Origin of the sequence: Sphingorhabdus sp. Alg239-R122 (genome assembly GCF_900537065.1) — a bacterium.
In the GTDB taxonomy this organism is placed as follows: domain Bacteria; phylum Pseudomonadota; class Alphaproteobacteria; order Sphingomonadales; family Sphingomonadaceae; genus Alg239-R122.
Map to the genome: position 1 here is coordinate 27,408 of NZ_UNRC01000007.1, position 26,035 is coordinate 53,442.

Annotated in this window: 24 protein-coding genes and 1 tRNA gene; 13 read left to right on the forward strand and 12 right to left on the reverse strand. The window is 52.0% G+C overall.

Annotated elements, in window-relative coordinates; translation table 11 throughout:
• Positions 1–86 precede the first annotated feature (86 nt).
• Positions 87–2,987, forward strand: a complete 2,901-nt coding sequence (locus tag G6Q15_RS08415; RefSeq protein ID WP_164117713.1) for a M16 family metallopeptidase — start codon at positions 87–89, stop codon at positions 2,985–2,987.
• A gap of 33 nt (positions 2,988–3,020) precedes the next feature.
• Here the strand turns inward: G6Q15_RS08415 and G6Q15_RS08420 are convergent, their stop codons facing one another.
• On the reverse strand, positions 3,021–3,287 hold the full coding sequence (locus G6Q15_RS08420) for a hypothetical protein (protein WP_164117715.1): 267 nt from the start codon (positions 3,285–3,287) through the stop codon (positions 3,021–3,023).
• A gap of 236 nt (positions 3,288–3,523) precedes the next feature.
• Between G6Q15_RS08420 and G6Q15_RS08425 the strand changes: the two genes are divergently transcribed.
• The 3 genes from G6Q15_RS08425 (at position 3,524) to G6Q15_RS08435 (ending at position 6,955) form a co-directional block, all read left to right on the forward strand.
• On the forward strand, positions 3,524–4,897 hold the full coding sequence (locus G6Q15_RS08425) for a 3-deoxy-7-phosphoheptulonate synthase class II (protein ID WP_164117954.1): 1,374 nt from the start codon (positions 3,524–3,526) through the stop codon (positions 4,895–4,897).
• 233 nt (positions 4,898–5,130) lie between these two features.
• Entirely contained in the window at positions 5,131–6,408 is a 1,278-nt protein-coding gene (locus tag G6Q15_RS08430; protein ID WP_164117717.1) for a M20/M25/M40 family metallo-hydrolase, read from the forward strand.
• On the forward strand, positions 6,401–6,955 hold the full coding sequence (locus tag G6Q15_RS08435) for a hypothetical protein (RefSeq protein WP_164117719.1): 555 nt from the start codon (positions 6,401–6,403) through the stop codon (positions 6,953–6,955). The genes G6Q15_RS08430 and G6Q15_RS08435 overlap by 8 nt, the downstream gene beginning before the upstream one ends.
• On the opposite strand, the gene G6Q15_RS08440 is transcribed toward G6Q15_RS08435, so the two are convergent.
• The 3 genes from G6Q15_RS08440 to G6Q15_RS08450 are packed head-to-tail and all read right to left on the reverse strand — an operon-like array spanning position 6,952 to position 11,352.
• The gene (locus G6Q15_RS08440) at positions 6,952–9,243 is read right to left on the reverse strand and encodes a CHASE2 domain-containing protein (RefSeq protein ID WP_164117720.1); all 2,292 of its coding nucleotides are present in this window, start codon (positions 9,241–9,243) and stop codon (positions 6,952–6,954) included. The two genes, G6Q15_RS08435 and G6Q15_RS08440, sit on opposite strands and share 4 nt — an antisense overlap.
• Positions 9,244–9,287: 44 nt before the next feature.
• Positions 9,288–10,634, reverse strand: coding sequence for a FecR domain-containing protein (locus G6Q15_RS08445; RefSeq protein WP_164117722.1), 1,347 nt, complete (start codon positions 10,632–10,634; stop codon positions 9,288–9,290).
• A gap of 19 nt (positions 10,635–10,653) precedes the next feature.
• Positions 10,654–11,352 carry a response regulator transcription factor gene (locus tag G6Q15_RS08450; protein WP_164117725.1) on the reverse strand — a complete coding sequence of 233 codons (699 nt, stop codon included), beginning with the start codon at positions 11,350–11,352 and terminating at the stop codon, positions 10,654–10,656.
• A gap of 269 nt (positions 11,353–11,621) precedes the next feature.
• Here G6Q15_RS08450 and G6Q15_RS08455 point away from each other — a divergent pair, with 269 nt between their 5' ends.
• Positions 11,622–12,500 (forward strand): aldo/keto reductase, encoded by an 879-nt coding sequence (locus G6Q15_RS08455; RefSeq protein WP_240330820.1) that lies wholly within the window; start codon positions 11,622–11,624, stop codon positions 12,498–12,500.
• Positions 12,501–12,630: 130 nt separating this feature from the next.
• Here the strand turns inward: G6Q15_RS08455 and G6Q15_RS08460 are convergent.
• The 3 genes from G6Q15_RS08460 to G6Q15_RS08470 all read right to left on the reverse strand — a co-directional run bounded on the left by G6Q15_RS08460 (position 12,631) and on the right by G6Q15_RS08470 (position 14,120).
• Positions 12,631–12,705, reverse strand: a tRNA-Gln gene (locus tag G6Q15_RS08460).
• Between the two features lie 84 nt (positions 12,706–12,789).
• Positions 12,790–13,044 (reverse strand): DUF2798 domain-containing protein, encoded by a 255-nt coding sequence (locus G6Q15_RS08465; RefSeq protein WP_164117727.1) that lies wholly within the window; start codon positions 13,042–13,044, stop codon positions 12,790–12,792.
• Positions 13,023–14,120 (reverse strand): branched-chain amino acid aminotransferase, encoded by a 1,098-nt coding sequence (locus tag G6Q15_RS08470; RefSeq protein ID WP_164117729.1) that lies wholly within the window; start codon positions 14,118–14,120, stop codon positions 13,023–13,025. The genes G6Q15_RS08465 and G6Q15_RS08470 overlap by 22 nt, the downstream gene beginning before the upstream one ends.
• 110 nt (positions 14,121–14,230) lie before the next feature.
• Between G6Q15_RS08470 and G6Q15_RS08475 the strand changes: the two genes are divergently transcribed.
• Complete coding sequence (locus G6Q15_RS08475) at positions 14,231–14,767, forward strand: MarR family transcriptional regulator (protein WP_164117732.1); 537 nt, start codon at positions 14,231–14,233, stop codon at positions 14,765–14,767.
• On the opposite strand, the gene G6Q15_RS08480 is transcribed toward G6Q15_RS08475, so the two are convergent.
• Both G6Q15_RS08480 and G6Q15_RS08485 read right to left on the reverse strand, forming a co-directional pair.
• Positions 14,768–16,396 carry an amidase gene (locus tag G6Q15_RS08480; protein ID WP_164117734.1) on the reverse strand — a complete coding sequence of 543 codons (1,629 nt, stop codon included), beginning with the start codon at positions 16,394–16,396 and terminating at the stop codon, positions 14,768–14,770.
• 469 nt (positions 16,397–16,865) lie between these two features.
• Complete coding sequence (locus tag G6Q15_RS08485; protein WP_164117736.1) at positions 16,866–17,405, reverse strand: hypothetical protein; 540 nt, start codon at positions 17,403–17,405, stop codon at positions 16,866–16,868.
• Positions 17,406–17,514: 109 nt separating this feature from the next.
• Between G6Q15_RS08485 and G6Q15_RS08490 the strand changes: the two genes are divergently transcribed.
• From G6Q15_RS08490 to proC, 5 genes are all read left to right on the forward strand, one after another.
• Positions 17,515–18,264, forward strand: coding sequence for a TlyA family RNA methyltransferase (locus G6Q15_RS08490; protein ID WP_164117739.1), 750 nt, complete (start codon positions 17,515–17,517; stop codon positions 18,262–18,264).
• A gap of 65 nt (positions 18,265–18,329) precedes the next feature.
• Positions 18,330–18,884 carry a TspO/MBR family protein gene (locus G6Q15_RS08495; protein WP_164117741.1) on the forward strand — a complete coding sequence of 185 codons (555 nt, stop codon included), beginning with the start codon at positions 18,330–18,332 and terminating at the stop codon, positions 18,882–18,884.
• An 88-nt stretch (positions 18,885–18,972) separates the two neighbouring features.
• Positions 18,973–19,290, forward strand: coding sequence for an accessory factor UbiK family protein (locus tag G6Q15_RS08500; RefSeq protein ID WP_164117744.1), 318 nt, complete (start codon positions 18,973–18,975; stop codon positions 19,288–19,290).
• A 170-nt stretch (positions 19,291–19,460) separates the two neighbouring features.
• The gene (locus G6Q15_RS08505; RefSeq protein ID WP_164117746.1) at positions 19,461–19,964 is read left to right on the forward strand and encodes a YbjN domain-containing protein; all 504 of its coding nucleotides are present in this window, start codon (positions 19,461–19,463) and stop codon (positions 19,962–19,964) included.
• A gap of 4 nt (positions 19,965–19,968) precedes the next feature.
• Positions 19,969–20,784, forward strand: a complete 816-nt coding sequence (gene proC / locus G6Q15_RS08510) for a pyrroline-5-carboxylate reductase (protein WP_164117749.1) — start codon at positions 19,969–19,971, stop codon at positions 20,782–20,784.
• 32 nt (positions 20,785–20,816) lie between these two features.
• On the opposite strand, the gene G6Q15_RS08515 is transcribed toward proC, so the two are convergent.
• From G6Q15_RS08515 to G6Q15_RS08525, 3 genes are all read right to left on the reverse strand, one after another.
• Positions 20,817–21,698: an LOG family protein gene (locus G6Q15_RS08515; RefSeq protein ID WP_164117750.1), complete on the reverse strand. Its 882-nt coding sequence runs from the start codon at positions 21,696–21,698 to the stop codon at positions 20,817–20,819.
• Positions 21,699–21,839: 141 nt separating this feature from the next.
• Positions 21,840–22,553 carry an extensin family protein gene (locus G6Q15_RS08520; RefSeq protein WP_164117752.1) on the reverse strand — a complete coding sequence of 238 codons (714 nt, stop codon included), beginning with the start codon at positions 22,551–22,553 and terminating at the stop codon, positions 21,840–21,842.
• Positions 22,554–22,694: 141 nt separating this feature from the next.
• Positions 22,695–24,140, reverse strand: a complete 1,446-nt coding sequence (locus G6Q15_RS08525) for a YadA C-terminal domain-containing protein (RefSeq protein WP_164117753.1) — start codon at positions 24,138–24,140, stop codon at positions 22,695–22,697.
• Positions 24,141–25,026: 886 nt separating this feature from the next.
• On the opposite strand from G6Q15_RS08525, the gene G6Q15_RS08530 reads away from it, so the two are divergent.
• Complete coding sequence (locus G6Q15_RS08530) at positions 25,027–25,563, forward strand: ferric reductase-like transmembrane domain-containing protein (RefSeq protein WP_205518132.1); 537 nt, start codon at positions 25,027–25,029, stop codon at positions 25,561–25,563.
• Between the two features lie 20 nt (positions 25,564–25,583).
• Complete coding sequence (locus tag G6Q15_RS08535) at positions 25,584–25,901, forward strand: PepSY domain-containing protein (protein ID WP_164117757.1); 318 nt, start codon at positions 25,584–25,586, stop codon at positions 25,899–25,901.
• The last annotated feature ends 134 nt before the right edge of the window (positions 25,902–26,035 follow it).

Consider the following 26,035-nt stretch of genomic DNA (forward strand, 5'->3'; position numbering starts at 1 on the left):
CTCACAGGAGTACACAGGTTCCTGCCAGTTTAAAAATGCATCATATTCACTGGCCAGTAAGAATTGGTCTGTTTATAGCTACTTTCATGAAAATAACTTTCCGTTGCACTGCCCTTTCGGCGTTCGCCCTTTCCCTCACGCTATCTGCTTCCCCTGCATTGGCACAGCCGGCACAGCCGGCCGCTACAGAGTCCGAGCAGGCGGGGGAGACGCCGTGGCTGTATGAAAACAGTAATATTCCAGTTGATACTGAGTGGAAATTCGGCGTTCTGGAAAACGGGCTGCGCTATGCCGTGCGCAATAATGGTGTGCCGCCTGGGCAGGTGGCTATCCGCATTCGCATTGATGCAGGTTCGCTGATGGAAGAAGACAGTGAACAAGGCTTTGCCCATTTGCTGGAACATATGACATTTCGTGGGTCAAAATATGTGCCCGACGGCGATGTCATCAAAATCTGGCAACGTTTTGGGGCAACTTTTGGTAGCGACAGCAATGCCGAAACCACGCCGACGCAGACAGTTTATAAGCTAGATCTGCCAAATGCGAGCGCGGCTGGACTGGATGAGAGTATCAAGATTTTGTCAGGTATGATCCGTGAACCGGGCCTGACTGATGTCTCCCTGAAAAGCGAAGTGCCGATCGTGCTCGCTGAACTCAGGGAGCGTGCCGGGGCACAGGCGCGTGTCAGTGATGCGACGCGGCAGGAGCTTTTTAAGGGGCAGAGGCTGGCCACGCGTTCGCCGATAGGAACCGTTGAAACGCTGATGGCGGCGAATTCCGGATCAGTGCGGGCTTTTCACAAGCGCTGGTATCGTCCTGAGAATACTGTGATTGTAGTGTCAGGTGATGGCGAACCGGCCATGTTTGCAGAGTTACTCAATAAATATTTCGCCGATTGGTATGTAAATGGAGCAGCGCAGCCGCATCCAGGTTTTGGCGATCCAAAGCCAGGCCCCGGTGATGATAATGCCATCAGCACGGCTTTCCTTGTCGAACCGACATTCCCTCATATCGTCAATTACGCTGTTCTTCGCCCATGGCGGCAGGTCAATGACACGATTTCATATAATCAGGGACTTTTCATAGATCTGCTTGCGACGAGTATGATCCAGAGGCGTCTCGAAGCACGGGCGAGGGGCGGCGGCAGCTTCCTTCAGGCGAATGTGTATCAGGATGATGTAAGCCGTTCTGCGGACGCAACATTCGTCAATATCATTCCAATTGGCGATGACTGGCAAGCGGCGTTGGATGACGTGCGGTCAGTGATAGAGGATGCACGCATGAATCCGCCAACCGAAGAGGAAATCGCGCGTGAGGTGGCGGAATTCGATAATGCGTTGCTCGTGAATGTTGAGACTGCCGATACCGAAGCCGGAGCAAATAAGGCAGACGAGATAGTAAATGCGGTCGATATTCGTGAAACTGTCGCATCGGCGCAGACTGCACTCAACATATTCCGCGATGCCCGTCCTCTATTTACGCCTGAGAGATTACTACAATCGACACAGAAACTTTTTCAGGGCGACGTCACACGCGGGATATTGATCGCGCCAAAGCCTATTGAAAGCGGGACTGAGATGTTGGAGGCCGCGCTCGCAAAGCGCGTTGAGGCTTCTACAGATGCTCGGCTTTCCGCTGAAAGTATAGGGTTTGATGACTTGCCTGATTTGGGCAAAGCAGGGCAGGTAGTCCAGACCGAAGACCTGAATATGCTTGGTATGGAAGTGGTGACATTGTCGAATGGCGTGCGTGCGCTGCTTTATTCCAACGATGCTGAAGTTGCCAAGGTTTACGTAAAGGTGCGTTTTGGAAATGGGTATAAAGCATTTTCACAAAGCGAAGGCACACAGATATGGGCCGGTGAGACAGCGCTTGTCGATAGCGGAGTAGGCGATCTGGATCGGGAGAAGCTTGACCGACTGACAACGGGCCGGGCCATTAACTTCAATTTTGAAATTGATGATGATGCATTTGAGTTCAATGCGACGACAAAGCCTGCTGACCTTAAGGACCAGTTGCATCTGTTTGCCGCAAAGCTGGCTGCGCCGCGCTGGGACGCGGCCCCGATCACACGGGCAAAGGCGGGTGGGAAGCTGTCTTATGATAGTTATGACATGGCACCTCAGACCGTCATGGAGCGTGATTTTAGCTGGCTGGTGCGCGGCAATGACAACCGCTGGAAAACGCCGAACCCCATGGAGCTGGATGCATTGACTCCGGAAGGTTTCCGGTCTGTCTGGGAGCCTATATTATCAAGCGGCCCTATTGAAGTGATGTTGTTCGGGGATTTCAGGCGTGAAGATGCGATTGCTGCGCTTGAACAGACATTTGGCTCTCTTGGGCCACGTAATATTTCACCGATAGCGGATGGCGCGGAAGAAGTTGATTTCCCATCTGATAGCGGTCCGGCAATTTTGCGGCATCGCGGTGATGCGAACCAGGCGGCGGCTGTTATTGCATGGCCCACAGGCGGCGGCCTGCAGGGCGCAAGGGAGAGCCGACAGCTTGAGATACTGGCATCGCTGTTCAATAATCGCCTGTTTGAAAAATTTCGTGAACAGGCTGGAGCAAGTTACGCACCACAGGTCACGAATTTCTGGCCAATAAAATTTCCTAAAGGCGGTTATGTCGCGGCTATCAGCCAGCTGGAACCCAAAAATATTCCATTATTTTTTGAAATTGCCGAAGAAATAGCCGCTGATTTGACCACGACTCCCGTTAGCGCAGATGAGCTGGCGCGTATCACGGAACCACTTAAACAGATCATTGAACGCTCCAGCACAGGCAATTCATTCTGGATGTGGCAATTGGAAGGTGCCTCATATGACCGCAGGATCGTGCAGGCACTTCGGACGTTATATGGTGACTATACCGTGACCACGCCGGTACAGATGCAGGCACTCGCGCAAAAATATCTATCTGGAAACAAATGGAAAATGATGATTTTGCCTGAGGGACAGGAAGCAGGTAAAAAAATGAGCGACTAAAATAATCGCCCATTTTAGAAGTGCTTTGTAAGCTCAGGGGTTTGTAGGCTGGTCAATATCCGGAACTTCGATTTCTTCGCCATCAGAATCTGGCAGAAGCAATATGCCTACAAGAGCAGTTGCGGTTGCCAGTACAGCGATGATCACATTTGTACTGTCGCCTTCAAGTTCAGCTACTGCCTTTTGTTTTTCTTGCACACGTTCAACAGCGGCAGTTTCCTGACTTGCCTGCGCCAGAATTGGCGAAGCAACTGATGACAGAACTGCTACACCTGATAGCGTTATGTCTTTGACGTTCATGTAATATTTCTCCTTCAATTTGAGTCGAATGGCGATTGAATTTGTGTGTATCAATCAAAATTTCGTGAAATTCTCCATCATCGTACCAACATGTTCGGCCCTGCAATGCCTTGTGCCGCAAAAGTGATGCAAAACTTGCCGCTATCATGGTGCAAAGAAATTATGTTAGTGCCGATTGTGAATGCATATGCTTAAATGACAGAATGACGCATTTTGATACGATGATGGAGATTTTAGTGGCTGCAAATTGGCAACCTGATAGCTGGAAAGAGCATAAAGCACTGCATATTCCTGAATATGGTGATGCAGATGCATTGGCAGAGGCCGAACGGACGCTTGGCAGCTATCCCCCTCTTGTTTTTGCCGGTGAAGCACGCAATTTGAAAGCTGACCTTGCCGAAGTGGCGGCGGGGAAGGCGTTTCTGCTGCAGGGCGGCGACTGTGCGGAAAGCTTCGCCGAGTTTCACCCCAATAATATTCGCGATACATTCCGTGTGATTTTGCAAATGGCAGTGGTATTGACCTATGCGTCGAAGCTTCCGGTTGTGAAAGTAGGGCGTATGGCCGGACAATTTGCTAAGCCGCGTTCCTCGCCGGTTGAGAATGTGGATGGCAGAGAGCTACCCAGCTATCGTGGTGATATTATCAATGGCATAGAATTTGACGCAGAGCTGCGTGAACCCGATCCGCAGCGTATGGTACGTGCCTATAGCCAGGCTGCGGCGACACTGAACCTGCTCCGGGCGTTTTCAACGGGTGGTTATGCCAATCTGCAACAGGTGCATGGCTGGACGCATGATTTTATGGGCCGAAGCCCATGGGCAAAAAAATATGCTGAAATGGCTGACAGGATCAGTGAAGCACTGGATTTCATGGAGGCGTGCGGGATTAATCCTGATACAGTGCCGCAACTTAAGGCAACGCAATTCTATACCAGCCATGAAGCTTTGCTGCTCCCTTATGAACAGGCAATGACGCGGCAGGATTCGCTGACAGGCGACTGGTACGACACGTCGGCACATTTCCTGTGGATTGGTGACCGCACACGTTTCGACGGGTCGGCACATGTTGAATATATGCGCGGTATTGGCAACCCGATTGGGATGAAATGTGGGCCCAGCCTGGAACCGGATGCATTAATTCGTATGTTGGACATGCTCAACCCGGCCCGTGAACCAGGCCGCATTACACTTATTACCCGGTATGGGCATGACAAGATTGAGGCTGGTCTTCCCAAACTTGTACGGGCGGTCAAAGCGGAAGGGCACCCGGTTATCTGGTCCTGTGATCCAATGCACGGCAATGTCATAAAGGCTGCGAGTGGCTATAAAACCCGTCCGTTTGAACGCATCCTATCCGAAGTACGCGGCTTTTTTGCCGTGCACAGAGCAGAAGGTACGACTGCTGGCGGTATACATGTCGAAATGACAGGTCAGAATGTTACCGAGTGCACTGGCGGCGCCGTTGCCATTACGGATGAGGCATTGGGTGATCGCTATCACACACATTGCGACCCCCGTTTGAATGCGGCACAGTCGCTTGAACTGGCATTTACGCTGGCGGAAATGCTGAATAGCGAAATGGCGACACGCGGACGCGAAGCGGCATGATATGGAAAACAGGAGTGTGATTGTGCAGAGGGAAGTTGTGAAAACGGGTCTGTCCTTTGGCAGTGCACTCGCCATTGTCATAAGCTATGTAGCCCATAAGAGTATTTTATGGGCAATTATCCACGGTTTCTTCTCCTGGTTCTATGTCATTTACTACGTCCTGACACAAAAGTGAGACGGATGCGTTAAGCATAGTTTGCAATAAACAAATGTGCGGGGCATATAATCATTCCATGACCTTTCACAATTTTGCAAAACCGTTCCTATACCTTGCCGCGGCTTTGCATTTGGCCCTGCCAGTACAGGCCCATGCAGACAGTGCAGCTGAACAGGCATCGACCAGCGCACTGGCAAAGGATTATGACAGGGTTATAAACCAGCTTGTTACCATCACCGAAATTCCGGCACCTCCGTTTAAGGAACAGGCGCGCGGAGAATGGATGATGGCAGAATTCGCACGGCTGGGGCTGAAAGATGTGACCCGGGATAAGGAAGGCAACATTCTTGCCATTCGTCGCGGTTCAGCGCCGGAAGGTACAAAGTTGCTGGTTGTGTCTGCGCATCTTGACACGGTTTTCCCTGAGGGAACTGAAATCAAGGTTACACGCGATGGCGACATATTAAGAGCGCCTGGCATTGGTGATGACAGCCTCGGCCTGACTGCACTGTTGGCATGGGTGCGCGCAATGAACACAGCAGGCATAGCCCATGAGAATGATATTCTTTTTGTCGCAACTGTTGGTGAAGAGGGCGTGGGTGACCTGCGCGGCGTGCGGCATATCTTTACTGAGGGACAATATCGCGGCCGCATCGGCGCATTTATTTCTGTTGATGGCAGCAAACCTGCACGCATTGTACACCGTGCAGTGGGGTCCAAGCGCTACCGCGTTACGTTTAAGGGGCCCGGTGGCCATAGCTACGGCGCTTACGGCATTGTGAACCCCATGGCCGCCATGGCGGATGCAGTGCGCAGGCTTTATGATGTGCATGTTCCAGCAGACCCAAAGACAACATATTCGGCGAGTGTCGTTTCAGGAGGACGTTCGGTTAACACAATTCCTGACAGTATTTCGCTGGAAGTTGATATGCGTTCACCGGCACCCGATCAGCTGAAACGGCTGGAAGACCGTTTTTTGACAATTGTCGATCAGGCTGTGGAAGCAGAAAATTTCGCACGTAGCACACAATACGGAAAAATTTCCGTTGAAAAGTTACGCATTGGTGACCGGCCCGCTGGTATGACCAGAGTAGAGCACCCATTAGTAAAAACAGCCGTTGCAACTCTTGAATCTTATGGTTTTGAACCTGAATTGCGTGCTTCATCGACAGATTCCAACGTGGCGATGAGTGCCGGAATTCCTGCCATTACGATTGGCACGGGTGCAGGCGGCGGGCGTGCACATGCGGTGGATGAGTATTTGAATGTTGCTCGTGATGATTTTATACGCGGACTTTCTGCAGGATTGATATTGGTTCTGCGTGCAGCCGAGCTGGACTATGAGGATGACTAGAACTGGTCACAAAGATATTGGCGTTCTGTCTGCCATGGCCTTCATGCTGATTTTGCCGGGCTGTGCCCCGATCGTTGAAACATATATCCGGTCAGGCGGCGTGGCACCTCTGGCTGAAACAGGGCAATATATTTTTGCAAGCCCGCCCGGCAATGTGAGTCCTCTGCATATCAAGGCAAAAAACCTTGTTGCAGATTCACTCCACCTCAAAAACTGGACAGAGTCCACTCATGCACAATATGTGGTGTCCGTGGGCGTATCTTCGCTACCGTCTGACCTGGAGGTATATGAAAATTCAGGTGAGGGCACTGGTAAGACGATTATTGCAAGACGTCCTGAGGAAAAGGGAGTTTTGGGCAATTGTAGTGCCATACACCACCGGTTGGATGTAAAGATCTTCCGTATTTCCGATGGCCGCAACATGTTTTCGGGAACGGCATCTGAATATCACTGCAAGGCTAGCATTGACGATACACTTCCGTTCCTGACCAACGCCGCGCTGCGCAATTTTGGGCGGCGGGCAGAATCTGCCATCGAAAAACGCTAGAGTCCGTCTGGCTCCTGTGCAACAGGCAGGATCAGCTTGAACGTGGCACCGCCATCACGGGCGTTACTCGCGCTTATTTCTCCACCATGTCGCGCAATAACATTTTCAACATGGAAAAGGCCAAGTCCTATACCTTTAACACGTGCACGCACATTACCTCGCTGACTTGAAAATTTGCCAAACAGTTCGGGTAGGAGGTTTTCGGCAATGCCGCCGCCTTCATCGACAATAGCCGCGCTGACATAATGTTCCTTGCCAAGCTGCCTGAGGCGCAACGTTACGGTAATTTTGCCATGATCAGGACTATATTTGATTGCATTGTCAAACAGGTTGGTAACTGCCCGAAACAGACTGTTGCGTTCACCCGAAACAAAAGCGTCTTCACTGCGATCGTCAAAAATGAATTCGATATCGCGTGCAGATGCGAGTGGCCATAAACCATCGGCTGCCTCGTGCATCAGGTCAGACAGTAATATGTCTTCAGGATCGAACTCCTGCGTTTTCATGCGCGCGACATCAACAAAGTTATCCGCTAGGTTGAGCGTACGGTTTGCCTGTGAGGCAATTCGGTCGTCAATATCACCCAGATCAGTTTTCGCAGGCAGTTTTTCCAGCAGTGCCAATATCGCAGCCTGCGGTGCACGCATGTCATGTGAAAGCAGTTGCAGCACTTCTTCACGCTCCGCCTGTGCGTTCGCCATAGCTGTAATATCTGCCATATAGATGACATGCCCGCGGATATAGCCTTCACCGGATTTTACAGCGGCGCAGCGAAGGGCATAGCTATTGCCATTGCGTGCGGTAAACTCCGTATAGCCAACCTGTGTGTCGCCCTGGATAAATTCGGCCCGTATGGCGGTGTTTAGATACTCTGCAACGTATTCCCAATCATTTTCATTCACATAGCCGAGAAGCAATTCCTTGAGATTCTGCCCCTCTACGCTATGACCCAAAATGGCGTTGGCCGCGTTATTGGAAAGTAGGATGTCATTTTTCAAATCTGCCACCAACATGGGATCCGGCAGGTGCGTGAGCGTATCGGACACAAACCGGCGTAGGTCGCGCATCTGTGAAATGGCGTGCTTCATTTTCTCTGCCTGTTCGGTGACTATATCAACAGGTGTGAACCCTGAATCCGGCAGAGGAAGAGGGGGAAGTGCCGCGTCCATCTGGTCGAGTTCACTTTCCATATAATCACTTGTCGCTTGCAGGCGGCGCCAGCCCCATGTCGGATAGATAAAAGCCAACCCGGCAAGCGCTGCACCTGGAGCAAACCAGATTGAGAAGAATAGTCCTGTGACGGTTGCAGCGAGCAAAATGGCGATTAATCCAATCGCAACCGTTAACGTTGTGCGTGGTTTCCAGCGCCAGAGCCCTATAAGCAGTATCCAGCTGGGCAGGAGCGAGAGGATAATATGCATGATATTACCCACAGGCTTGATAAAACCACCCTTCATCATTGTATTGAGATAATTGGCCATGATGGTCACACCTGCCAATTGCCCGCGATTTCCAGCAACGCTGTACTGGTCTCCCATACCCGCCGCGGTTGCACCGATCAGGACATATTTATCTTCCAGAAAAGCAGCTGGAATCTGCCCCTCGGCCAGACTCTCATAACTGATATAGGTAAAGTTGGCACGTGGTTGAAAAGGCAGCATGAAGGGCTGCGTGCAATCTTCTGCTTTTGCCGCAACAGACTTTTCGCCAGCGCCGTGTATATAAACACGTTCCATCAGGTGCCACCGCGAAGGCTCACCTTCCTGCATGCGGAAACAAGGTTCTATACGGCGTAAAATACCATCGCTATCGGGGCGAAGGTTGACATGGCCTATATCTTTTGCGGCGTGCGTAAACATGTCGATTGGTAACAACTCGTCATATTCACGGCCATTGCTGCCTGGGGTGATATATTGCAGGGGCAGGAAAACATTGCCATTGCTCGCGATCGCATCGGCCAATGCGGAATCATTTGCCGCATCTCCTTTTTCGGTAAGCAATATGTCAAAGGCAATGGCTTTTGGCTGGGCTTTTTCCAAAGCACTGAATGTGTCTAAGTGCCGTGTACGCGGCCATGGCCATTTGCCGAAACTGGCAAGGCTGGGCTCATCAATGCCGACTATGACAATATTTTCTGGTTTGGCAGGTTTGTGAAGGCGGCTTGCTGAATCATATAATAGGCTGTCGAGCCTCTCCACGCCGTGGAAAAGTGAAATTGTTGTGACTAGAATCGTTGCCAGCGCCGCAATGACGCCCCATTCAATCCATAGCCGTGTGCGCAGTTTCATGTGGCCATGGCCTTATCAGCGGGTAGGCATCATTGCAAATCAGCTTATCCAACTGTGAATTCTTTAAAATCGGTCCAGCTTTCATCCATTTCACTATCAATGAAAAGCTGTGTACCAACGCGCCAGAAATAACGGCCTTCCGGTAAGTCAGACAAAGTAAGTCCGTCCGTTTCGAACCCTGACTGTTCAATCATAGCGGCACCTGTTGGGGTAAAATTGCCCAATGCCTGCTCATTTCCTACCCGGTAAAGCTGGAATTGATAGACCCGCCTGCCTTTACCGGTGCCTTGCCACCGGAAGCTATACCCTGCTTCGCTAATATCCGCGCTGGCCTTTACGGTGTTTAGACGGCGTTTGAATGCAATGGTCGTCGGCAGGCCTTCTAGGCCGTTTTGGCCATAGGCAGTGAATTTTGCAAAATAATTCCCGTTATCTACATTCGCTATGGCTATTTTATTGTCACTTACCTGCATATCGTCCACAATCTCAATAAAGCCCGCATCGCGTGAAAGCTGTACGCGGTAAGCTTGCGCCGTATCGTTATCTCTCAGTTTGAAAGTCACAAATTCACGCTTCTGAAGCCCTGTACCGGACGCAAGCTCGGGTGCGGGGAGCATTTGCAATTTGGCAAGGCTTTGTGCGCCTATGGCAGCCCCAAAGCCCGGTTCCAGTGTAAGAGCTCCGGTAGTGTCAGAACCCGTCACGTCCAAAGCGCCTTCAACCAGTTCGGCAAAAGAACTGCCGGTTTCGGGATCATAGCGATTACGAAAATCTGTGCCGCGTACTGCAGATACAGATATGGGCGTACGGGTGCGGTAACGGTCTTGCCTGTTTCTGAATGGTGTTACCTTCGACCGGATTCCACCGCGATCCAATGCAAATTCATAGTCAATTGATTCCGTAAGGAGAATCTTGCGTAGCCGCGTTACTCGTATCACGCTGTTGGAAGGCATGGTAACAATTGATCCATCAGCAAAGGCCAATGACAGCGAAGATGCCTTGTTGGTGGCGAGTATATCGCCTTCAGTGATGGACATGCCGACACTTACATTACGTGTGGGTTTGTTTTTTGCCGCAATTGCGACATCCCCGCGGAATGCACGGACAGTTCCGCTGCTGCGTGTATATTTCAGATAGTCATGGGGGATTTTCAGCTTGAAACCGACCGGGATTGCGCGATCATTTCTGATCCCGTTGTGATCGATAATATCGTTATAGGATTTGGATGCCTGGAAATACCGTTTGGCAAGCGCGCTGACTGTATCATTTTGCTTGAACACATAGATAATTTCCGTGTCACTTGCAGCCTCCTTGGCAGATGCGGCTTGTGGCAGGACAAGGGCAGTCAGGAGTAGCCAAGCAAAGGTCAGATTCGACAGGGATTTATGCATTATGTTCCTCGTGACTATATCAGCCTTTTAATTTTTCCAGTGTTTCGAGACGATACCCATAGCCAAAGACCGTTGAAATGCGAAACCCGTTTTCCGGCTTAAGTTTTAGTTTTGAACGCAGGCGTGAAACATGCATGTCAAGTGTACGTGTGGCAAGATCGGCATTGGTACGCCAGATTGTTTCCATGATATAAGCACGTGATAATGTGCGGTCCCGGTTACGAAAAAGCAGGTCGATCAGATCGAACTCTTTTGCAGTCAGTGCAATGTCTTCACCGTGCAGGTTTACACTTTGCCCCATGCGATCGAGAGTATAATCACCATATTGTGCAGTTTTTTCCATCGCACCACCGCCCGATGACCTGCGCAGCATGGCATTGATGCGCGCCTCGATTACACCTTCATCTTCCGGCTTTGTAACATAATCATCTGCGCCCGCATTCAGGGCGTCCGCAATATCTTTTTTTGCGGTGCGGCTGGTCATCATGATGACGGGCGGCCTATCGTCAACCCCGGTCTGCATCCATTCCAGTATCTCCAGCCCATCTTTGCCAGGCAGGTTCCAGTCAAGCATGACAAGGTCAAAAGTATCGCGCAGCATGGCCGTGGTAAAACGGTCACCATCATTAAATGGAACCGGTACATAGTCCAATTTCTTCACGATATTTTCTACATATTGTAGGATATCGGGTTCGTCATCGACGATGGCTATTCTCATCAAACTCTTCCTTAAAACTTTGCGACTCCTGTTATTCAAAATGGATACAGGAATTTGAAATATATATTAGGGGCTATTGTTCCTGCTTAGCCAGCGATTCGTTGTCGTTGTTACAAGTGTTTACAAACCTATATCTGAAGCAACGAACAGGGTGACGTAGCGTCTAATGGCCTTCCGGTAAATTTGACCTTGCTATCTTTCCCCTTTCCATCAAATTGGAAAGCATCGAAACTATATGTGAGAATAATATCTTGAAAATCAGCAATAGCATGCGTGCACTTAACGGTAGCAATATCATGGTCAGTTCCATGGCATGGGGCATGTGGCGCTTTGCCGGACAGTCACTTGCAGGAGCACATGAGCTGGTTGAAACCGCGCTGGAAACCGGCATCAAGTTTTTCGATACAGCCGATATTTATGGACTGGATGGGCCGCGCTTTGGTGCTGCGGAAGAGTTACTGGGTGCGGTATTCTCGCAAAAGCCCGAACTTCGTGACCAGATCGTACTGGCGAGCAAGGGCGGCATAATGCCGCCTGTGCCCTATGACAGTTCATCCAGGTATCTGGAAAAAGCTATTGATGATTCGCTGCGCCGCCTGCGCACTGACCGTATTGATTTATGGCAGGTACACCGGCCTGATATTTTAACTCATCCGGCGGATCTGGCGGCCACTCTCGACAAAGCCGTGGCCAGCGGGAAAGTTCGTGCCGTGGGTGTATCCAATTTCACTCCAGTGCAAATTGATGCGCTGCGCATATATCTGAACGCACCATTGGCATCGACACAGCCGGAATTTTCACCTTTCCATCTGAAGCCTATTGAGGATGGTCAGCTTGACCAGGCAATGCAGCATCAGTTAACCGTTATGGCATGGTCACCTTTGGGCGGCGGACGCATTTCAAGCCCCGACAGCGAACGCGGAAATGCTGCCGTGGAAGCGCTGAGGCAGGTGGCAGATGCGCAGGGTGTATCGATTGCAGCCGCAGCCTATAGCTGGATTATGGCGCATCCAGCGCGGCCAATACCTATTATTGGGTCACAAAATGTGGAGCGGATCCGCGATGCAGGCACGGCCTATCAGGTCACATGGACACGCGAGGACTGGTATAAAGTACTGGTGGCAAGGCGTGGAGAGTCTTTGCCATAGGCCCGTCAGCTATACCGGACAATGTGATCGCAGTTTCTGGATTTGGCAGAACGCTGAATTGAGAGAGACCCCGGATCAGGTGCGGGGCAATGTTTTTCTATATGCGCTCTGCTTAGTTAAGAAAAATTGTTGGCTGGGGTGGCAGGGATCGAACCTGCGAATGCCGCTACCAAAAAGCGGTGCCTTACCACTTGGCCACACCCCAGCAACAGAGGCGGCTATTAACGGACTTATATGTGTGGGGCAAGTGATTGTGTCAGATTTTTTGCATGGGAATGTGGAGGTCCCTTCATTGCGCCTCACGTACCAGTTTGCGGACAATCCAGCGCACGAAAGGGGCGACAAACAGGACCGCCGGAAAAGCGATAGTCCATGATGTCAGCCATCCCGTTAGCAGGCTGTCAAAAAAATCTGGTGTGATCCCCATCGTGACATAGGTCGATATGGACGAAATAATGCATGACATGATGCCGGAAAGGAAAAACGCAAACAAAAATGGCGCAAACCGGGGGTGAAGTTTGTTCAAAACAGCTTCTGCACCCATCCATGCGGGTCCGGAGCGCGTCCGCGCTGGATATCTACCAGGCGGCTGCGCATTTTTTGCGTAACCTGTCCGGTGCTGCCACTGCCAATAGTGAATTCTCCATCGGTAGACTTCACCGTGCCAACGCCGGTGACAACAGCTGCAGTGCCGCAGGCAAATGTCTCAAGCAATTCTCCGCTTTCCGCATCATCGCGCCACTGATCAAAGCTGTAAGGCTCCTCGTGCACATCATACCCTTCGCCACGGGCAAGGGCGATAATGGAATCGCGCGTGATGCCGGGCAGGATCGTACCTGTAAGTGGCGGCGTAATGATGCGTCCGCCGTCCATGACAAAGAACAGGTTCATGCCGCCCAGTTCTTCGACCCATTTGCGATTGGCTGCATCGAGGAACACGACCTGGTCGCATCCATTGGCGATGGCCTGTGCCTGTGCAGGCAGGCTAGCGGCATAATTGCCACCGCATTTGGCCGCACCTGTACCGCCGGGTGCGGCGCGGCTATAATCCTGCGATGCCCAGATGGTGACGGCCTTGGCGCCGCCTTTGAAATAGGAACCCACGGATGAGGCAATCACCATATAGAGATATTCTTTTGCAGGGCGCACACCCAGGAATACCTCGCTTGCGAACATGAAGGGGCGCAGATAAAGAGCGCCGCCTTCGCCGGGCGGTATCCAGCTGCGGTCCGTTTCGACAATCCTGCGGATCGATTCGAGAAATATTTCTTCGGGAAGCTCGGGCATGGCCATGCGCTGCGCCGATGCCTGAAACCTCTGTGCATTGGCTTCTGGCCGAAAAAGGGCAGTGCTGCCATCTTCCTGTTTATAGGCTTTCATGCCTTCGAAAATTTCCTGCGCATAATGTAGCACGGATGAAGCCGGGTCCATCTGGATGGGTGCACGCGCCTCAATCCGGGCATTATGCCAGCCCTTACCCTCAGTATAATTGACCACCGCCATATGATCGGTGAAAACAGTCCCGAACCCAGGGTCGGCAAGCAGTTTTGCACGCGCATCATCGGAGGCGGGATCGGGGTTTGGGTGAATATTAAATTCAGGTGCTTGCGGGGCAGTCATATTTTCCTCACGGGGGCTGAACCTAGCATGGCCTTGACGCTTCAAGCGCCTTGGCCAGCGAGCTGTCCGTTATACTTGCGCTGGATTAGCCATGCTGGCAAGACAGGTCAATGGTTGACCAATCACCTTTTTCTTCCACATCCAGGACGCGGCAGGAGCTTCTTCAATCCGCGCCGGCATCTCCGCTTTATCTACGCGAAGATGAGGTGCGGCGTGGGATTGAGCTTGTGCATTTCGGATATATGCGGCTGATGCGCGCAGCGGATGCACGGTTAAAGATAGAAGGGCTTGGCCGGGCTCATCAAAGGGCACTCTATTTTATCGCGCGCAGCCCTGACCTCACGGTTACCCAGCTCCTGCAAAGACTGGCAATCACCAAACAGTCGCTTGGACGTGTGCTGAAGGATCTGGATGCGCGCGGATTTACTGAAAGCAGGCCGGGCCGTAATGACCGGCGGCAGAAAATGTTGCGTCTCACAAAAACCGGCGCTGCATTTGAGGCCGAGCTGTTCGATGCGCTGAGGCAGAAAATGTCTGCGGCTTATCAGCATGCGGGCCAAGAGGCCGTTACCGGTTTCTGGCGTGTGCTTGAAGGCTTGCTCCCCGAAGCTGACCGAGCAATTATTGCTGATATCACCAAAGGGTAATCAGTCGATTTTCACTGTTTGGCGATACATGGGCGGTTTGCGCGCCTGTGATGCCTGTTCAAAAGCATAGCCAGCTCTGATGACATCGTGATCGGCCCATTTTGTGCCAATGATACTGAGACCTAGTGGCAACCCCTCAATATCGCCCATTGGCACTGTGATATGCGGATAGCCAGCCACAGCAGGCAGCTGGCTTTGACTGGGGCCTCCAAAATTGTCACCATTGACGATATCGCTGACCCATGCAGGGCCATTTGTGGGGCCGACCAGGAAACGGACATTATTGGCTCTCAACAGGCGGTCAATACCTTTGGGGCCTGCAAGCGTTCTGGCTTTGGTGCGTGCGGCTTTATAGTCATTATCATCCAGTCCAGCCTGGCTTTCGGCCAGCTCGAAAAGATCCTGTCCAAACCACCGCAGTTCAGTACCTGCATTCTCTTTATTAAAGGCAATGAGGTCAGCCAATGTGCGTGTTTTGACGGCAGGAGGCGTTGAGGCAAGGTAGGTATTCATATCTGCCCTGAGCTCCGTCATGAGGACGGCGAATTCCGCTTCCCCGACTTCATCAAGCCCGGCGCGTGTATCCTGAATATCCACCAATATGGCACCGGCTTTTTCAAGCTGTTTCAGTGCAGAATTGAAAACAGCCTGTATTGCTGCATTGCTGCCAATTCGGTCACGCATCACGCCGATATGTACATTTTTCAGGTAAGTGGCTGACAGGCCTTTTGTAAAATTGACGGCATATTGTCCGGCATCCTGCGTGGCCTTGTCCATTGGATCGCTGCCTGCCATGGCCGTGAGCATGAGCGCTGTGTCACGCACCGTACGGGTCATTGGACCGGCTGTGTCCTGGCTGTGGCTAATAGGCACAATATATGTGCGCGAAACAAGGCCGACAGTGGGCTTAAAACCGACCAGGCCATTGATGGCGGCGGGGCAGGTGATCGATCCATCGGTTTCGGTGCCAATCGTTCCTGCCGCAAGGCTGGCCGCTGCAGCCGCTCCGCTACCGGAAGAAGAGCCACAGCTATTGCGATCGAGTGCATAGGGGTTGCGCACCAGTCCGCCCACGCTGCTCCACCCGCTGGTCGAATTGCTGGAGCGGATATTGGCCCATTGTGACAGGTTGGTTTTGCCTAGAATGATAGCGCCTGCCGCCTTGAGCCGCGCGATCATCGGTGCGTCGCGATTGGTGATATTCTCCAGCAACGCTGTCGAACCAGCAGTTGTGGGGACCGGCCCCGCCACTTCGATATTGTCTTTCACCATGACCGGAATGCCATGCAGCGGACCGCGGGCCCGGCCAGTTGCCTGTTCGGCATCACGCTGCCGTGCCTGTTCTAATGCATCGGGCATAACAGCGATCACGGCATTGAGCGCAGGGCCCTTACGGTCCAGTCTATCAATCCGTTCGAGATAGGCTTTGACCAGCTGTTCACTAGTGGTTTTTCCATTTTTCAGCCATGTAGCCTGCTCCGATATCGGGACCTCTGCGATATCGGGCATTGTTTCAGATGCGGTATTTGCATTCTGTGCTACAGCTTCTGGCGCGATGTACGAAGACAAGGCGATGAGTGCGAAACCGGGTAAAAATATGGATTTCAGGTTGAATAGGCGAACAGGCATATCTGGGTGCTCCTTGGAACCAGATAGGGAATGTCGCATGATTTGACCGTATTGAAAAGCCAGATCCAAAACGAAAAGGACCGCCGGAGAAAACCGGCGGTCCCTTACATGGTCAGCGGACGGAAGTGCCGCCAGTTGGAGTAATCCAAACGCTAAATAAGCAGACCAGTTATCGCTTGTTTTAGCGGACGTTACCCCAAACGGACTTGACCGACCCCTGTGCTGAACCATGAGACATCGGACCACCTCCTCTCGCTATGTTGAAATATGACGCTGTAACCATGAGCATTCTCCGGTTGTTGCGTTTTCAGTTGTGAATCAATTCGCGAATCACGACAAGGCTTGTAATTTATTTTTTTTCGGGCAATTATGGGGGTTCTGGTGTTTTCTATACCAGCCCTTCCGCATAACAATGCATACTCCCCCTTTTAAGGCAGGCCAGTTGGCACTGCCAAATGACGGTATGCCGTTATTTGCGGCAGTCTTCCACAACCCGTGTGAACTCGGGCCAGATCGGAATGGCAAGGGCGGATGTGCTGGACACTTCAACAGTAAAACGGCCACGGCTGAATGCGATCTTGTCCAGTATATCGTCATATACCGCCACTTCTGCGGCAATATAGGGCGGTGTTCCGCCGGCATTACTGGCAGGCAGGTTCCTGTCCGTTGCCGTTGTGCGGACCAGCATACGCGCTTGCCGCTGCGTTGTTCCCGTGCGTGAAAGGAATATTTTCTTTTGCGCGCGATCACAGCGCACCATGAAGTTTGCACTTTGCCCGGCCTCCCCAAACAGCGCAATCGATCCGCGTGTATCCTGTCTATAGACCCAGTCCCCCGGTGTTATCGGCCAGTCGCGCCAGTCTCCGGCAGGGCGGGGTTGCGGGGCAGGCGCTGGTGTGACAGTTACTTGCTGCGGAGCCTGTTGCTGCGTGGGCGGAGGTGGCGGCGTCGATGGAGCGACACAGGCGGAAATGGCAAATATGCTTATCAGGGGGAGTATTTTCTTCATAACCGATGTGTAGTTACCCTGCTGCTGCGGCTCAAGGTGAAAAATCACAAGGTTGCAAATAGCCGGTGGAAAACGCGATTTGGGCCCGCTAGGTTGTAAGGCAATGAGTATGCACTCCAAAAAACCGAAAAAAATTCGGGCTGACCAGCTATTGTTGGCGCGTGGTTTCGTGGAGAGTGCCGCACAGGGGCAGGCTGCCATTATGGCAGGACTGGTTTTCTGCAAGGAACAGAAAATTACCACCGCGGGGCATCAACTGCCCGTTGACGCCGTCATAGAATTGCGCGGCAAGGAGCATCCATGGGTATCGCGCGGCGGGCTGAAACTTGACCATGCGCTCAAACATTTTGCACTTGATGTAAAAGGGTTTACCGCGATTGATGTGGGCAGTTCCACAGGTGGCTTTACTGATGTGCTGCTGTCACGTGGCGCGAACCATGTGTTTGCGGTGGATAGCGGTACCAATCAGCTTGCCTGGAAATTGCGGCAAGATAGCCGTGTGGCTGTACATGAGCAGACAAGTGCAAGGATCCTTACCGATGCGCATATCGACCGGGAGATTGACATACTCGTATGCGATGCCAGCTTCATCACCCTGTCCGACGTCTTGCCTGTACCACTGGGTTTTGTACGCAAAGGCGGTTGGGCCGTGGCACTGATAAAACCGCAGTTCGAGGTGGAACGCCATGAAGTGGGCGAGGGCGGTGTGGTGCGTGATGCTGGCCTGCATGAGCGCGTCTGTCGTGATGTGAAGAACTGGTTTGAAAGCACGGGATGGGATGTACAGGGCATTGAGAAGAGTCCGATTACTGGGCCGAGCGGCAATATCGAATTCCTGATCGGTGCGATTAAAGGCTGAACCCTTTTCATCTTGCGACAAAGCCGATAAGGACGCATTTTCCGCGTCTACTTACAGGATTTTGCATGACTGAACTCGCATCGCGTACCCAGCTTCGAATGACATTTTTGCGTTGGGCGCTGTTCATAATCCCGCTGATCATGCTGCTTGGCTTTATGTCTGGCCAGGCGTCGGGATCGGGTGAAGAGAATATCTGGTTCCAGATGTTGCAAAAGCCTGAAGCGCAACCGCCGGGTTGGGCCTTTGGAGTGGCGTGGACGATCCTCTATTTCATGATGGGACTTGCATTGACGCTGGTGGTCTGTGCGCGTGGCGCAGCGCAGCGTGGTCTCGCCGTTGCACTGTTTGTGGTACAGCTGGCGCTCAATCTGGCCTGGTCACCGTTATTTTTTGCACTGCATCAGGTTACATATGCTTTTTACCTGATCCTACTGATATTCCTGCTGGCGACAGCGACCACAATCGTATTCGGCCGTATTCGTCCGCTCGCAGCATGGTTGATGGTGCCCTATCTTGCCTGGCTATGCTTTGCGGCGATCCTGAACAAACAGTTTGACGAGCTCAACCCTGATGCTGAAACCCTTGAAGGGTCGGGTACGGCGCAATCTGTGCCAATTTGACGCCATATAGCCTTGTTTTTGGGGCTTGCATCCCCAAATAACAGGTGGAGCCAGAACAACGAAAAGCTATTCAAGCAGGACGAACATTATGCAGAGCGAAAACAAGATATTTGCCGATTTTGCCAAATTCATCAACGGCGCAGCAGGTACGATGGCGGGCATGGGCCGTGAAGCCGGTGAAAGTGCGCGCGAAAACATGCGTGAATGGATTGCCGGTATGGACTTTGTATCGCGCGAAGAATTTGATGCGGTGAAAGACATGGCGGCCAAGGCGCGCGAAGAAACCGAAACGCTGAAAAAGCGTGTGGAAACACTTGAGGCGGCGCTGGCGAAAAAGCCCACGGCAAAACGCGCGACACGCAAGACGACTGGAAAATCATCGGGTACGGATAAGAAGGGCGGATAGCCTGAAAGCCGCTGAAGTGGCTGTTGTCCACAACTTTCCCACAGGGAAGGTAAACTCTCCACATGCATTTTGGACACGCCGATTGCGCTGCCATGGCGGTAAAGTCATGGTCATTTCCAAGGCCCGTGAACGCAGATTCGCCAGTCACCCCCGGGCCCGGAATTGGATTCATGAGCGAGCAGATAACCGGAATGGAAAGCGACGAAGCCGCACCGGTGGATATGCTTGCTGCGTTTTTTGAAGCGCGTGGCTGGCCTAGCGAAATGGTAAGTGACGAGGAAATCGTCACTGAGGTTAAGGGCAGTTGGGCAACTTATCAGCTTCGTGCGATCTGGCGTCATGAAGACAATGTGTTGCAACTGCTGGCACTGCCGGACATTCGTATCAATGCGGACAAGCTGGCAGCGATGCATGAGGCACTGGCGCTCATCAATGAACAGCTCTGGCTTGGCCATTTCGACATCTGGTCGAACACGTCGGTGTTGTTATATCGGCACGGCTTGATGTTGGGCAATGATGGGCTTCTCAGCATTGATCAGGCGCAGATGGCGGTTGAAGCCGCGATTGAAGAATGTGACCGTTTTTATCCTGTTTTCCAGTTTATCCTTTGGGGTGACAAAAACCCGCAAGAAGCGTTGGAAAGTGCGTTGATTGATACGCAGGGCGAGGCTTGAAGCTATGACTGCATATCCGAAAAACCTGACAATTTTCGGATGCGGCAACATGGCAGGAGCGATGCTGCACGGCTGGCTCGCAGATGGAATGGACCCGGCCCGCGTAACAGTCATTACGCCCAATGGCGGCAAAGTGCCGGAAGGCATACGCATATTGAAATCCGCTCCGACCGATATGCTGCCTGCGGACATGCTGCTGATCGGCATCAAGCCTTACATGCTGGCCGATTTGGCACAGGATATTGCACCGCTGGCTGGCCCTGCCACGATGCTGGTATCGATACTGGCAGGGGTTGATGTGGCAACGACGCGGAGTTTTTTCCCCGATAGCGGGCCGATTGTACGCGCGATGCCGAATATGGCGGTCAGCATTGGCAAGTCACCGATTGGTATTTTCAGTGAAAAACTGGATGCTGCGCAGCATGGCTTGGTAGATGGCATGATGGTGGCACTGGGCAGTGTCGAATGGCTTGATCGTGAGGAACTGATCCACCTTATTATCGCGGTAAGCGGTTCAGGCCCCGCCTATCTGTTCCGGTTTATCGATGCTCTTGCCAAGGGTGTGGCCGATCTGGGCCTCCCTAAAGATCAGGCAGATCGGCTGGCATTGGCCATGGTCGAAGGTGCTGCGGAGCTGGCGTCGAAATCAGGTGAAAACCCCGGCGTTCTTGCTGACCAGGTGGCCAGTCCCGGCGGTACGACGAGGCAAGCACTCAATGTGTTTGATGAAGATAATGCGCTGAACAAGCTGGTCCACAAAGCCGCGAAAGCGGCCTATGAACGCTCTATTGAGATGGAGGCTGAGGAGAAGGGAAATTAACATGATGTCCATGAGGACATCATGGGAGTCTTCTATCCGCAATCCAGTCCGTAGAAATCCTGCACCTGTTTCCACGCTTCATCAGCGGTTTCAACCATGGTGAACAGGTCAAGGTCGCTCGGAGAAATAGTGCCTTCTTCACCCAGCACGTCCCAGTTGATAACCTTGTTCCAGAAATCACCGCCGAACAGCAAGATCGGAATAGGCTCCATCTTGCCTGTCTGGATCAGCGTCAATAGCTCAAAAAATTCGTCAAACGTACCGAAACCGCCTGGGAAAACGGCAACTGCGCGGGCGCGCAGCAGAAAATGCATCTTGCGCAACGCGAAATAATGGAACTGGAAACTGAGATGCGGCGTCACATATTCATTGGGCGCCTGTTCATGCTCGAGTACGATGTTCAGGCCAAGTGTATCGGCGTCCACATCATGCGCGCCGCGGTTGGCGGCCTCCATAATTGATGGCCCACCACCGGAACAGACAACAAACTGTTTTTGCCCATCCTCGACAATACCGCAAGTGCTGGCAAGCCGGGCCAGTTCGCGCGCTTCGTCATAATATTTCGACTTGGCCTTCAGGTTCTCGGCAATGCGTTTTTCCTGCGGTGTTTTGGCGGCCTCGATGATCGCATCGGCCTTGGACGGTTCGGGAATGCGTGCAGAACCGTACATAACGAATGTGGAGCCGATATCCGCTTCATCCAGCAGCATCTCCGGTTTGAGTAGTTCGAGCTGAAACCGCACGGGGCGGAGTTCTTCGCGCAGTAAAAAGTCTGTATCGCGGTACGCCAACAAGTATGCAGGATCGCTGGTTTGTGGTGTCGAATAGGGTATTTCTTCCGCTGTTTTGGCATCTTCGGATGCGCGGCGAAATTTACGTTCGTGGATTTCTTTGCGTGTATTTTTATCTGTCATGCAGGATGCGATAAGGCGGATTTGAGCTTGCGGCAATATTTATTTGATCGCTTCATGGTGATAAGTCGGCACCAGCCCGCCCTCCACTTGCGAGCGAGAGCGAACCAATTAAGACTTTGGGCAATAGCAAACCAATAGGCTTTACCTGCAATATCCTTTGCCGCTCATGTCAAAATGGAAATGATCACGGTGCGCATTGTTATAATCGGGGCCAAGGACCGTGCCAAAGCGTTTGCAGGCACTGCGGTGGACAACACGCAGGAACTCGCGTTCACGTCGTGAGCCGTTCCATTCGCTTTTCACGCTGATGCGGCGACCATCGGCCAGCACGAAAGCGGCAACATCAATGGCATTGGCATGGGCGTGCTGCGAAAGTCGGGCAGAGCCGGCAATACTGCGGCAGCTATAGCTGCCCATCGTTTCAATTCGAACCAGATCACTGCCGAGCATCTGCCGCGCGGCGCGGGCTACGCCATATTGTGCCCAGCTAGCAAAATTGAGCGCTAACGGACAAGTAACGGGGCCAAGATTGGTGACTTCCAATGTGCTGCGAAATGGCGAATTGCGGTCAAAGCCGACATTGGAGAGGTTTACGCTGTTCACTTGACTGCACCCGCCGCCAAAATACTGGTCGGGCAGGGGTGTAAAATTGACCTTCGCCTTGCCAAGATCAGCGTGACAGGCACGGGTATCAGCATTCTGGGTAATACGCGGTGCGGCGCTGACCGAGGGACGTGGTGCGCTGGCTTTGGAAGAAGAGGTTCGGCCTTCGGGTAATATACCGCAGGCAGACAGCAACACTGTTGCCATTGCGGCGACCGCAAAGCGACCGATATGGGGGCGTAAAAACATCATAACCTTTTATTAACCATGATTTGGTAAACAAAAAGTTAACGAGGTCCTGTCTGATTCTATTTCAGGATAGCGGATTGGGGCAAAGTAAAAGGACCGGCAACCATGGTTGCCGGTCCTTCGGATTGGTTGGGGAGGCTATCATTACCAACCAAATGTTACGCCAACACGACCAGCAGTGCCGCCGTCGCCATCAAAGCTGGTAGCAATACCTGCGTTGAGCGCGACATTGTCACTGACAAGATAGTTTAACTGGCCAGAAACAGCAGTTTTGCTCTTATATTGCCCGAGGTTGAACGAGATGTTCAGAACCTTGCCCGGCAGGAACGTACTGCCGGAAAGAGCGACTGCGACCGCTGTGGATGCCTCAATCTTTTCATCAAGCCGGTCAATACGGTTGTTGATTTGTGTCAGCGAACCACCCAGCGCGTCAACCTGCTGACGCAACGCATCATCGGCTGCAATTCGTGCATCAGTTTCGGCTGCGATTGCTGCAGTGTTGGCATCAATGTCTGTCCGATTTGTAGCAATATCTGCCGTGTTGACTGTTACACGTTCATCAAGGTTTACAAGTGCCGCGACGGCTTCAACCTCGAAATTGGTTTCTGCAGCGACCGGGTTTCCGGTCAAAGCACCTGCGGCCTGGGCAATTGCCATATTCGGACTTGCTTCAGCAGCCGTGAGCACTTCCTGGGCGCGTTCCAAGGTCCGGACACCGGAAGCCAGGGCAGTTTCGGCAGCTGCAGCATCAGTTGCTGCAGTGCTGGCAGCTGCGGCTGCATCAGCAACGGCTGCAATGCCTTCTTCAGAAACAGGCTGGCCTGCATCTGCCAGTGCATCGGTAAGGGCCATGTTGCCATTTAGCGATTCATTGGCTGCAGTTGCAGCATCCGCCGCTGCCATTTGGGCTGCGGTATTGGCAGCCTGCGCAGCATCCAGGTTAGTTGAAGCTGTTGCAGCAGCGTCAAGAGCAGCGTCACGTGTGGCTTCGGCGTTGTTCACAACGTCCTGCGCCGCCTGCTTGTCTGCACGTGCCGCGATTAGTGTCGCAAGCGCCACCTGAGCCTCAGGTGTTCCGTCGGTTGCGGCATCAAATGCGACTTGTGCGGCATCTTCCGCAGCCTGGGCATCAGTGAGTGTAGTTTCGGCAACAGTCAGCGCATTGCTTGCATCGGTAACTGTTGCACCAGCTTCGGCAAAAACTGTTGTTGCGGTTTCCTCGGTAGCCTGAGCTGCATCAGCAGCTGCGAATGCTTCATTGGCGGCAGCAAGCGCAGTCATATTTTCTTCTGTGAGGGCAGCCTCAACAGCAGCCTGCTGTGCTGCTGCTTCAGCAGCTGCCGCTTCGGCTGCGGCAGTTGCCTCAGCAGCAGCAGCAGCTTCTTCCTCTGTAGGAGCTGCGTCGGCAATTTGTCCGTCAAGGTCGGCATAGTCGCCGTCAAGATCCCCAAACGTCTCGCTTGTGCTGGAAGCGGGGGTAGGTGCTGGGTCCGCAGTCTGCGCCATGACAGCGTTTGACATCGAGAAGGCTAACGCTGTGGAGAGCAGGAAGGTACCGCGGACCACATAACTTGTTTTAAAATTTTTCATTATCTTTCCTCACTGAAAAATAGATTCTCAATACTATTTGTTATTGACCAAAATTCGTGGCCAGACCAAAAAATTTAACCCCCATTATGACATTTAAATCAGCAAGGTTTGTGCATAGGAAAATACATGCAGGCCAAGCCAACTTTAGGTAGCTAGAGCATTAAATCTCTCAGGGGTTGCTATGGGAATATTGGAAAATATAAAAGCAGTATCGAATGCATAAAGTATGTATAAAAAATGCATATAAAATAAACACATATCATTTACACTTAAGATATGTGATACGCTTGAATTTCTTAGATAATATATAACTCTCTTGCGCGCGCTAAAAACTGTGTTTTGGCGCTGCGAGTCATGCCAATCCGAGGTGTGCTTCAGAAATCGTTGGGAGTGCGTGATGCTTGATATGGAATAGTGGTGAGCTACAAAAAAGATAGGTATAGCAATGATCTGGATTCAGAAAACGCAGCACATTTACTAAATCTGACTCGATATTTTGAGAGTGTCTGGGACATCAACATATTGACCAGAGAATCTAAGCTCCTACTTCACGTGATTAAGGGCGAGCACATGTCCATAAAAGAAGCAATAATATTGACTGACAGCTCTTATCGCGGCTTTTATATATTGCTCGACAGGATGGTTGCGAAACAGTTGATCGAAATAGTGCCGGATAAAAGTGATCGCAGGGTAAAACGCATAAAATTGACGGAGAAAGCTGCGAGTCATTTACTACGCGATAAAGAGTTGCGATAAAACAATAATAAGAATAGTCGAGCAATGGAATTGTTCATAATATCAGGACGGACTGTAGATGCTCTACAAACTGATAAATAGTTTATATTTCCTGTGGCTTCTGCTCGCAATCCCTGCGTTAGGCGCACTGTTGCAGTTTTCCCACAATCCCACCACTAGTTTTGACCTTATCCACCCTACGGGCGAATTTTCGGTGCGGCTGATGATTATAGCGATGATGATCTCTCCGTTGCGCCAGCTTTTCGGACGGCGCGGCTGGACTGACTGGCTCCTCAAACGCCGTCGCGCGATTGGAGTGGCAGCATTCGGCTATGCGCTGCTGCACCTGGTTTTTTACCTGATCGACATGGCGGTGTGGGAGCAGGTCGTGAAGGATGCGATGATTTTCAGTATCTGGACGGGCTATATTGCCTTTGCCATATTCACCGTGATGGCGCTGACCAGTAACGACAGCGCTATGCGGATGCTGCGTGCCAATTGGAAGCGTCTGCAGCGTTTCGTCTATGCCGCCGCAATACTGACAGCCTTGCACTGGGTTTATGTCGATGGCGAATGGCGCGGCGCGCTTATTCACTTTATCCCGCTCGCGGCACTGGAAATCGCGCGCGTTGCACATATATTCACAAAACGTTCACGCAAAACTGCGCAAGTAGGCACCGTGATCTAAAGACAAAAGGATTGTTCGATATGAAATTCAGCCAAGCCCTTATGGCCGTTGCCGCAGCTACTGCGATGCAAGTTGCCACTGCAGAGCCAGCGCAAGCCACTGGTAAGATCAAATGCGAAGCTGGACCACAGTCCGGCTGGGTTTCCCGTGAGAAGCTTGAAGCTGAACTCAAAGCCAAAGGCTGGAAAATCAAAAAATCCAAAGTCGATGGCGGTTGTTATGAAGTTTATGGCACGACCCCCAAAGGCGACCGTGTCGAAGCCTATTTCCACCCGGTGACAATGGAAAAGCTGCTGGTATCCCGCCGCGGGAAAGTGATTTTCCGCAAGAAGGGGTGACGGAGGTCTTTTGACCTCGCGGTAATAAGCTGAGTCTTTTGATCTGACGCTAGAATGCCACGCCCCGCCGGAGGCGGATGCGAAGCATCTCGCCGTGAGGCCAAAAAAATCCTCAATCCACAATAATTTCACGC

Bases quoted from the DNA above. Each gene is read 5' to 3' on its own strand.
- G6Q15_RS08415 (WP_164117713.1), top strand. From the start codon at position 87: ATGAAAATAACTTTCCGTTGCACTGCCCTTTCGGCGTTCGCCCTTTCC.
- G6Q15_RS08420 (WP_164117715.1), bottom strand. From the start codon at position 3,287: ATGAACGTCAAAGACATAACGCTATCAGGTGTAGCAGTTCTGTCATCA.
- G6Q15_RS08430 (WP_164117717.1), top strand. From the start codon at position 5,131: ATGACCTTTCACAATTTTGCAAAACCGTTCCTATACCTTGCCGCGGCT.
- G6Q15_RS08435 (WP_164117719.1), top strand. From the start codon at position 6,401: ATGACTAGAACTGGTCACAAAGATATTGGCGTTCTGTCTGCCATGGCC.
- G6Q15_RS08440 (WP_164117720.1), bottom strand. From the start codon at position 9,243: ATGAAACTGCGCACACGGCTATGGATTGAATGGGGCGTCATTGCGGCG.
- G6Q15_RS08445 (WP_164117722.1), bottom strand. From the start codon at position 10,634: ATGCATAAATCCCTGTCGAATCTGACCTTTGCTTGGCTACTCCTGACT.
- G6Q15_RS08450 (WP_164117725.1), bottom strand. From the start codon at position 11,352: ATGAGAATAGCCATCGTCGATGACGAACCCGATATCCTACAATATGTA.
- G6Q15_RS08455 (WP_240330820.1), top strand. From the start codon at position 11,622: ATGCGTGCACTTAACGGTAGCAATATCATGGTCAGTTCCATGGCATGG.
- G6Q15_RS08465 (WP_164117727.1), bottom strand. From the start codon at position 13,044: ATGGGTGCAGAAGCTGTTTTGAACAAACTTCACCCCCGGTTTGCGCCA.
- G6Q15_RS08470 (WP_164117729.1), bottom strand. From the start codon at position 14,120: ATGACTGCCCCGCAAGCACCTGAATTTAATATTCACCCAAACCCCGAT.
- G6Q15_RS08475 (WP_164117732.1), top strand. From the start codon at position 14,231: ATGGTTGACCAATCACCTTTTTCTTCCACATCCAGGACGCGGCAGGAG.
- G6Q15_RS08480 (WP_164117734.1), bottom strand. From the start codon at position 16,396: ATGCCTGTTCGCCTATTCAACCTGAAATCCATATTTTTACCCGGTTTC.
- G6Q15_RS08485 (WP_164117736.1), bottom strand. From the start codon at position 17,405: ATGAAGAAAATACTCCCCCTGATAAGCATATTTGCCATTTCCGCCTGT.
- G6Q15_RS08490 (WP_164117739.1), top strand. From the start codon at position 17,515: ATGCACTCCAAAAAACCGAAAAAAATTCGGGCTGACCAGCTATTGTTG.
- G6Q15_RS08495 (WP_164117741.1), top strand. From the start codon at position 18,330: ATGACTGAACTCGCATCGCGTACCCAGCTTCGAATGACATTTTTGCGT.
- G6Q15_RS08500 (WP_164117744.1), top strand. From the start codon at position 18,973: ATGCAGAGCGAAAACAAGATATTTGCCGATTTTGCCAAATTCATCAAC.
- G6Q15_RS08505 (WP_164117746.1), top strand. From the start codon at position 19,461: ATGAGCGAGCAGATAACCGGAATGGAAAGCGACGAAGCCGCACCGGTG.
- proC (WP_164117749.1), top strand. From the start codon at position 19,969: ATGACTGCATATCCGAAAAACCTGACAATTTTCGGATGCGGCAACATG.
- G6Q15_RS08515 (WP_164117750.1), bottom strand. From the start codon at position 21,698: ATGACAGATAAAAATACACGCAAAGAAATCCACGAACGTAAATTTCGC.
- G6Q15_RS08520 (WP_164117752.1), bottom strand. From the start codon at position 22,553: ATGATGTTTTTACGCCCCCATATCGGTCGCTTTGCGGTCGCCGCAATG.
- G6Q15_RS08525 (WP_164117753.1), bottom strand. From the start codon at position 24,140: ATGAAAAATTTTAAAACAAGTTATGTGGTCCGCGGTACCTTCCTGCTC.
- G6Q15_RS08535 (WP_164117757.1), top strand. From the start codon at position 25,584: ATGAAATTCAGCCAAGCCCTTATGGCCGTTGCCGCAGCTACTGCGATG.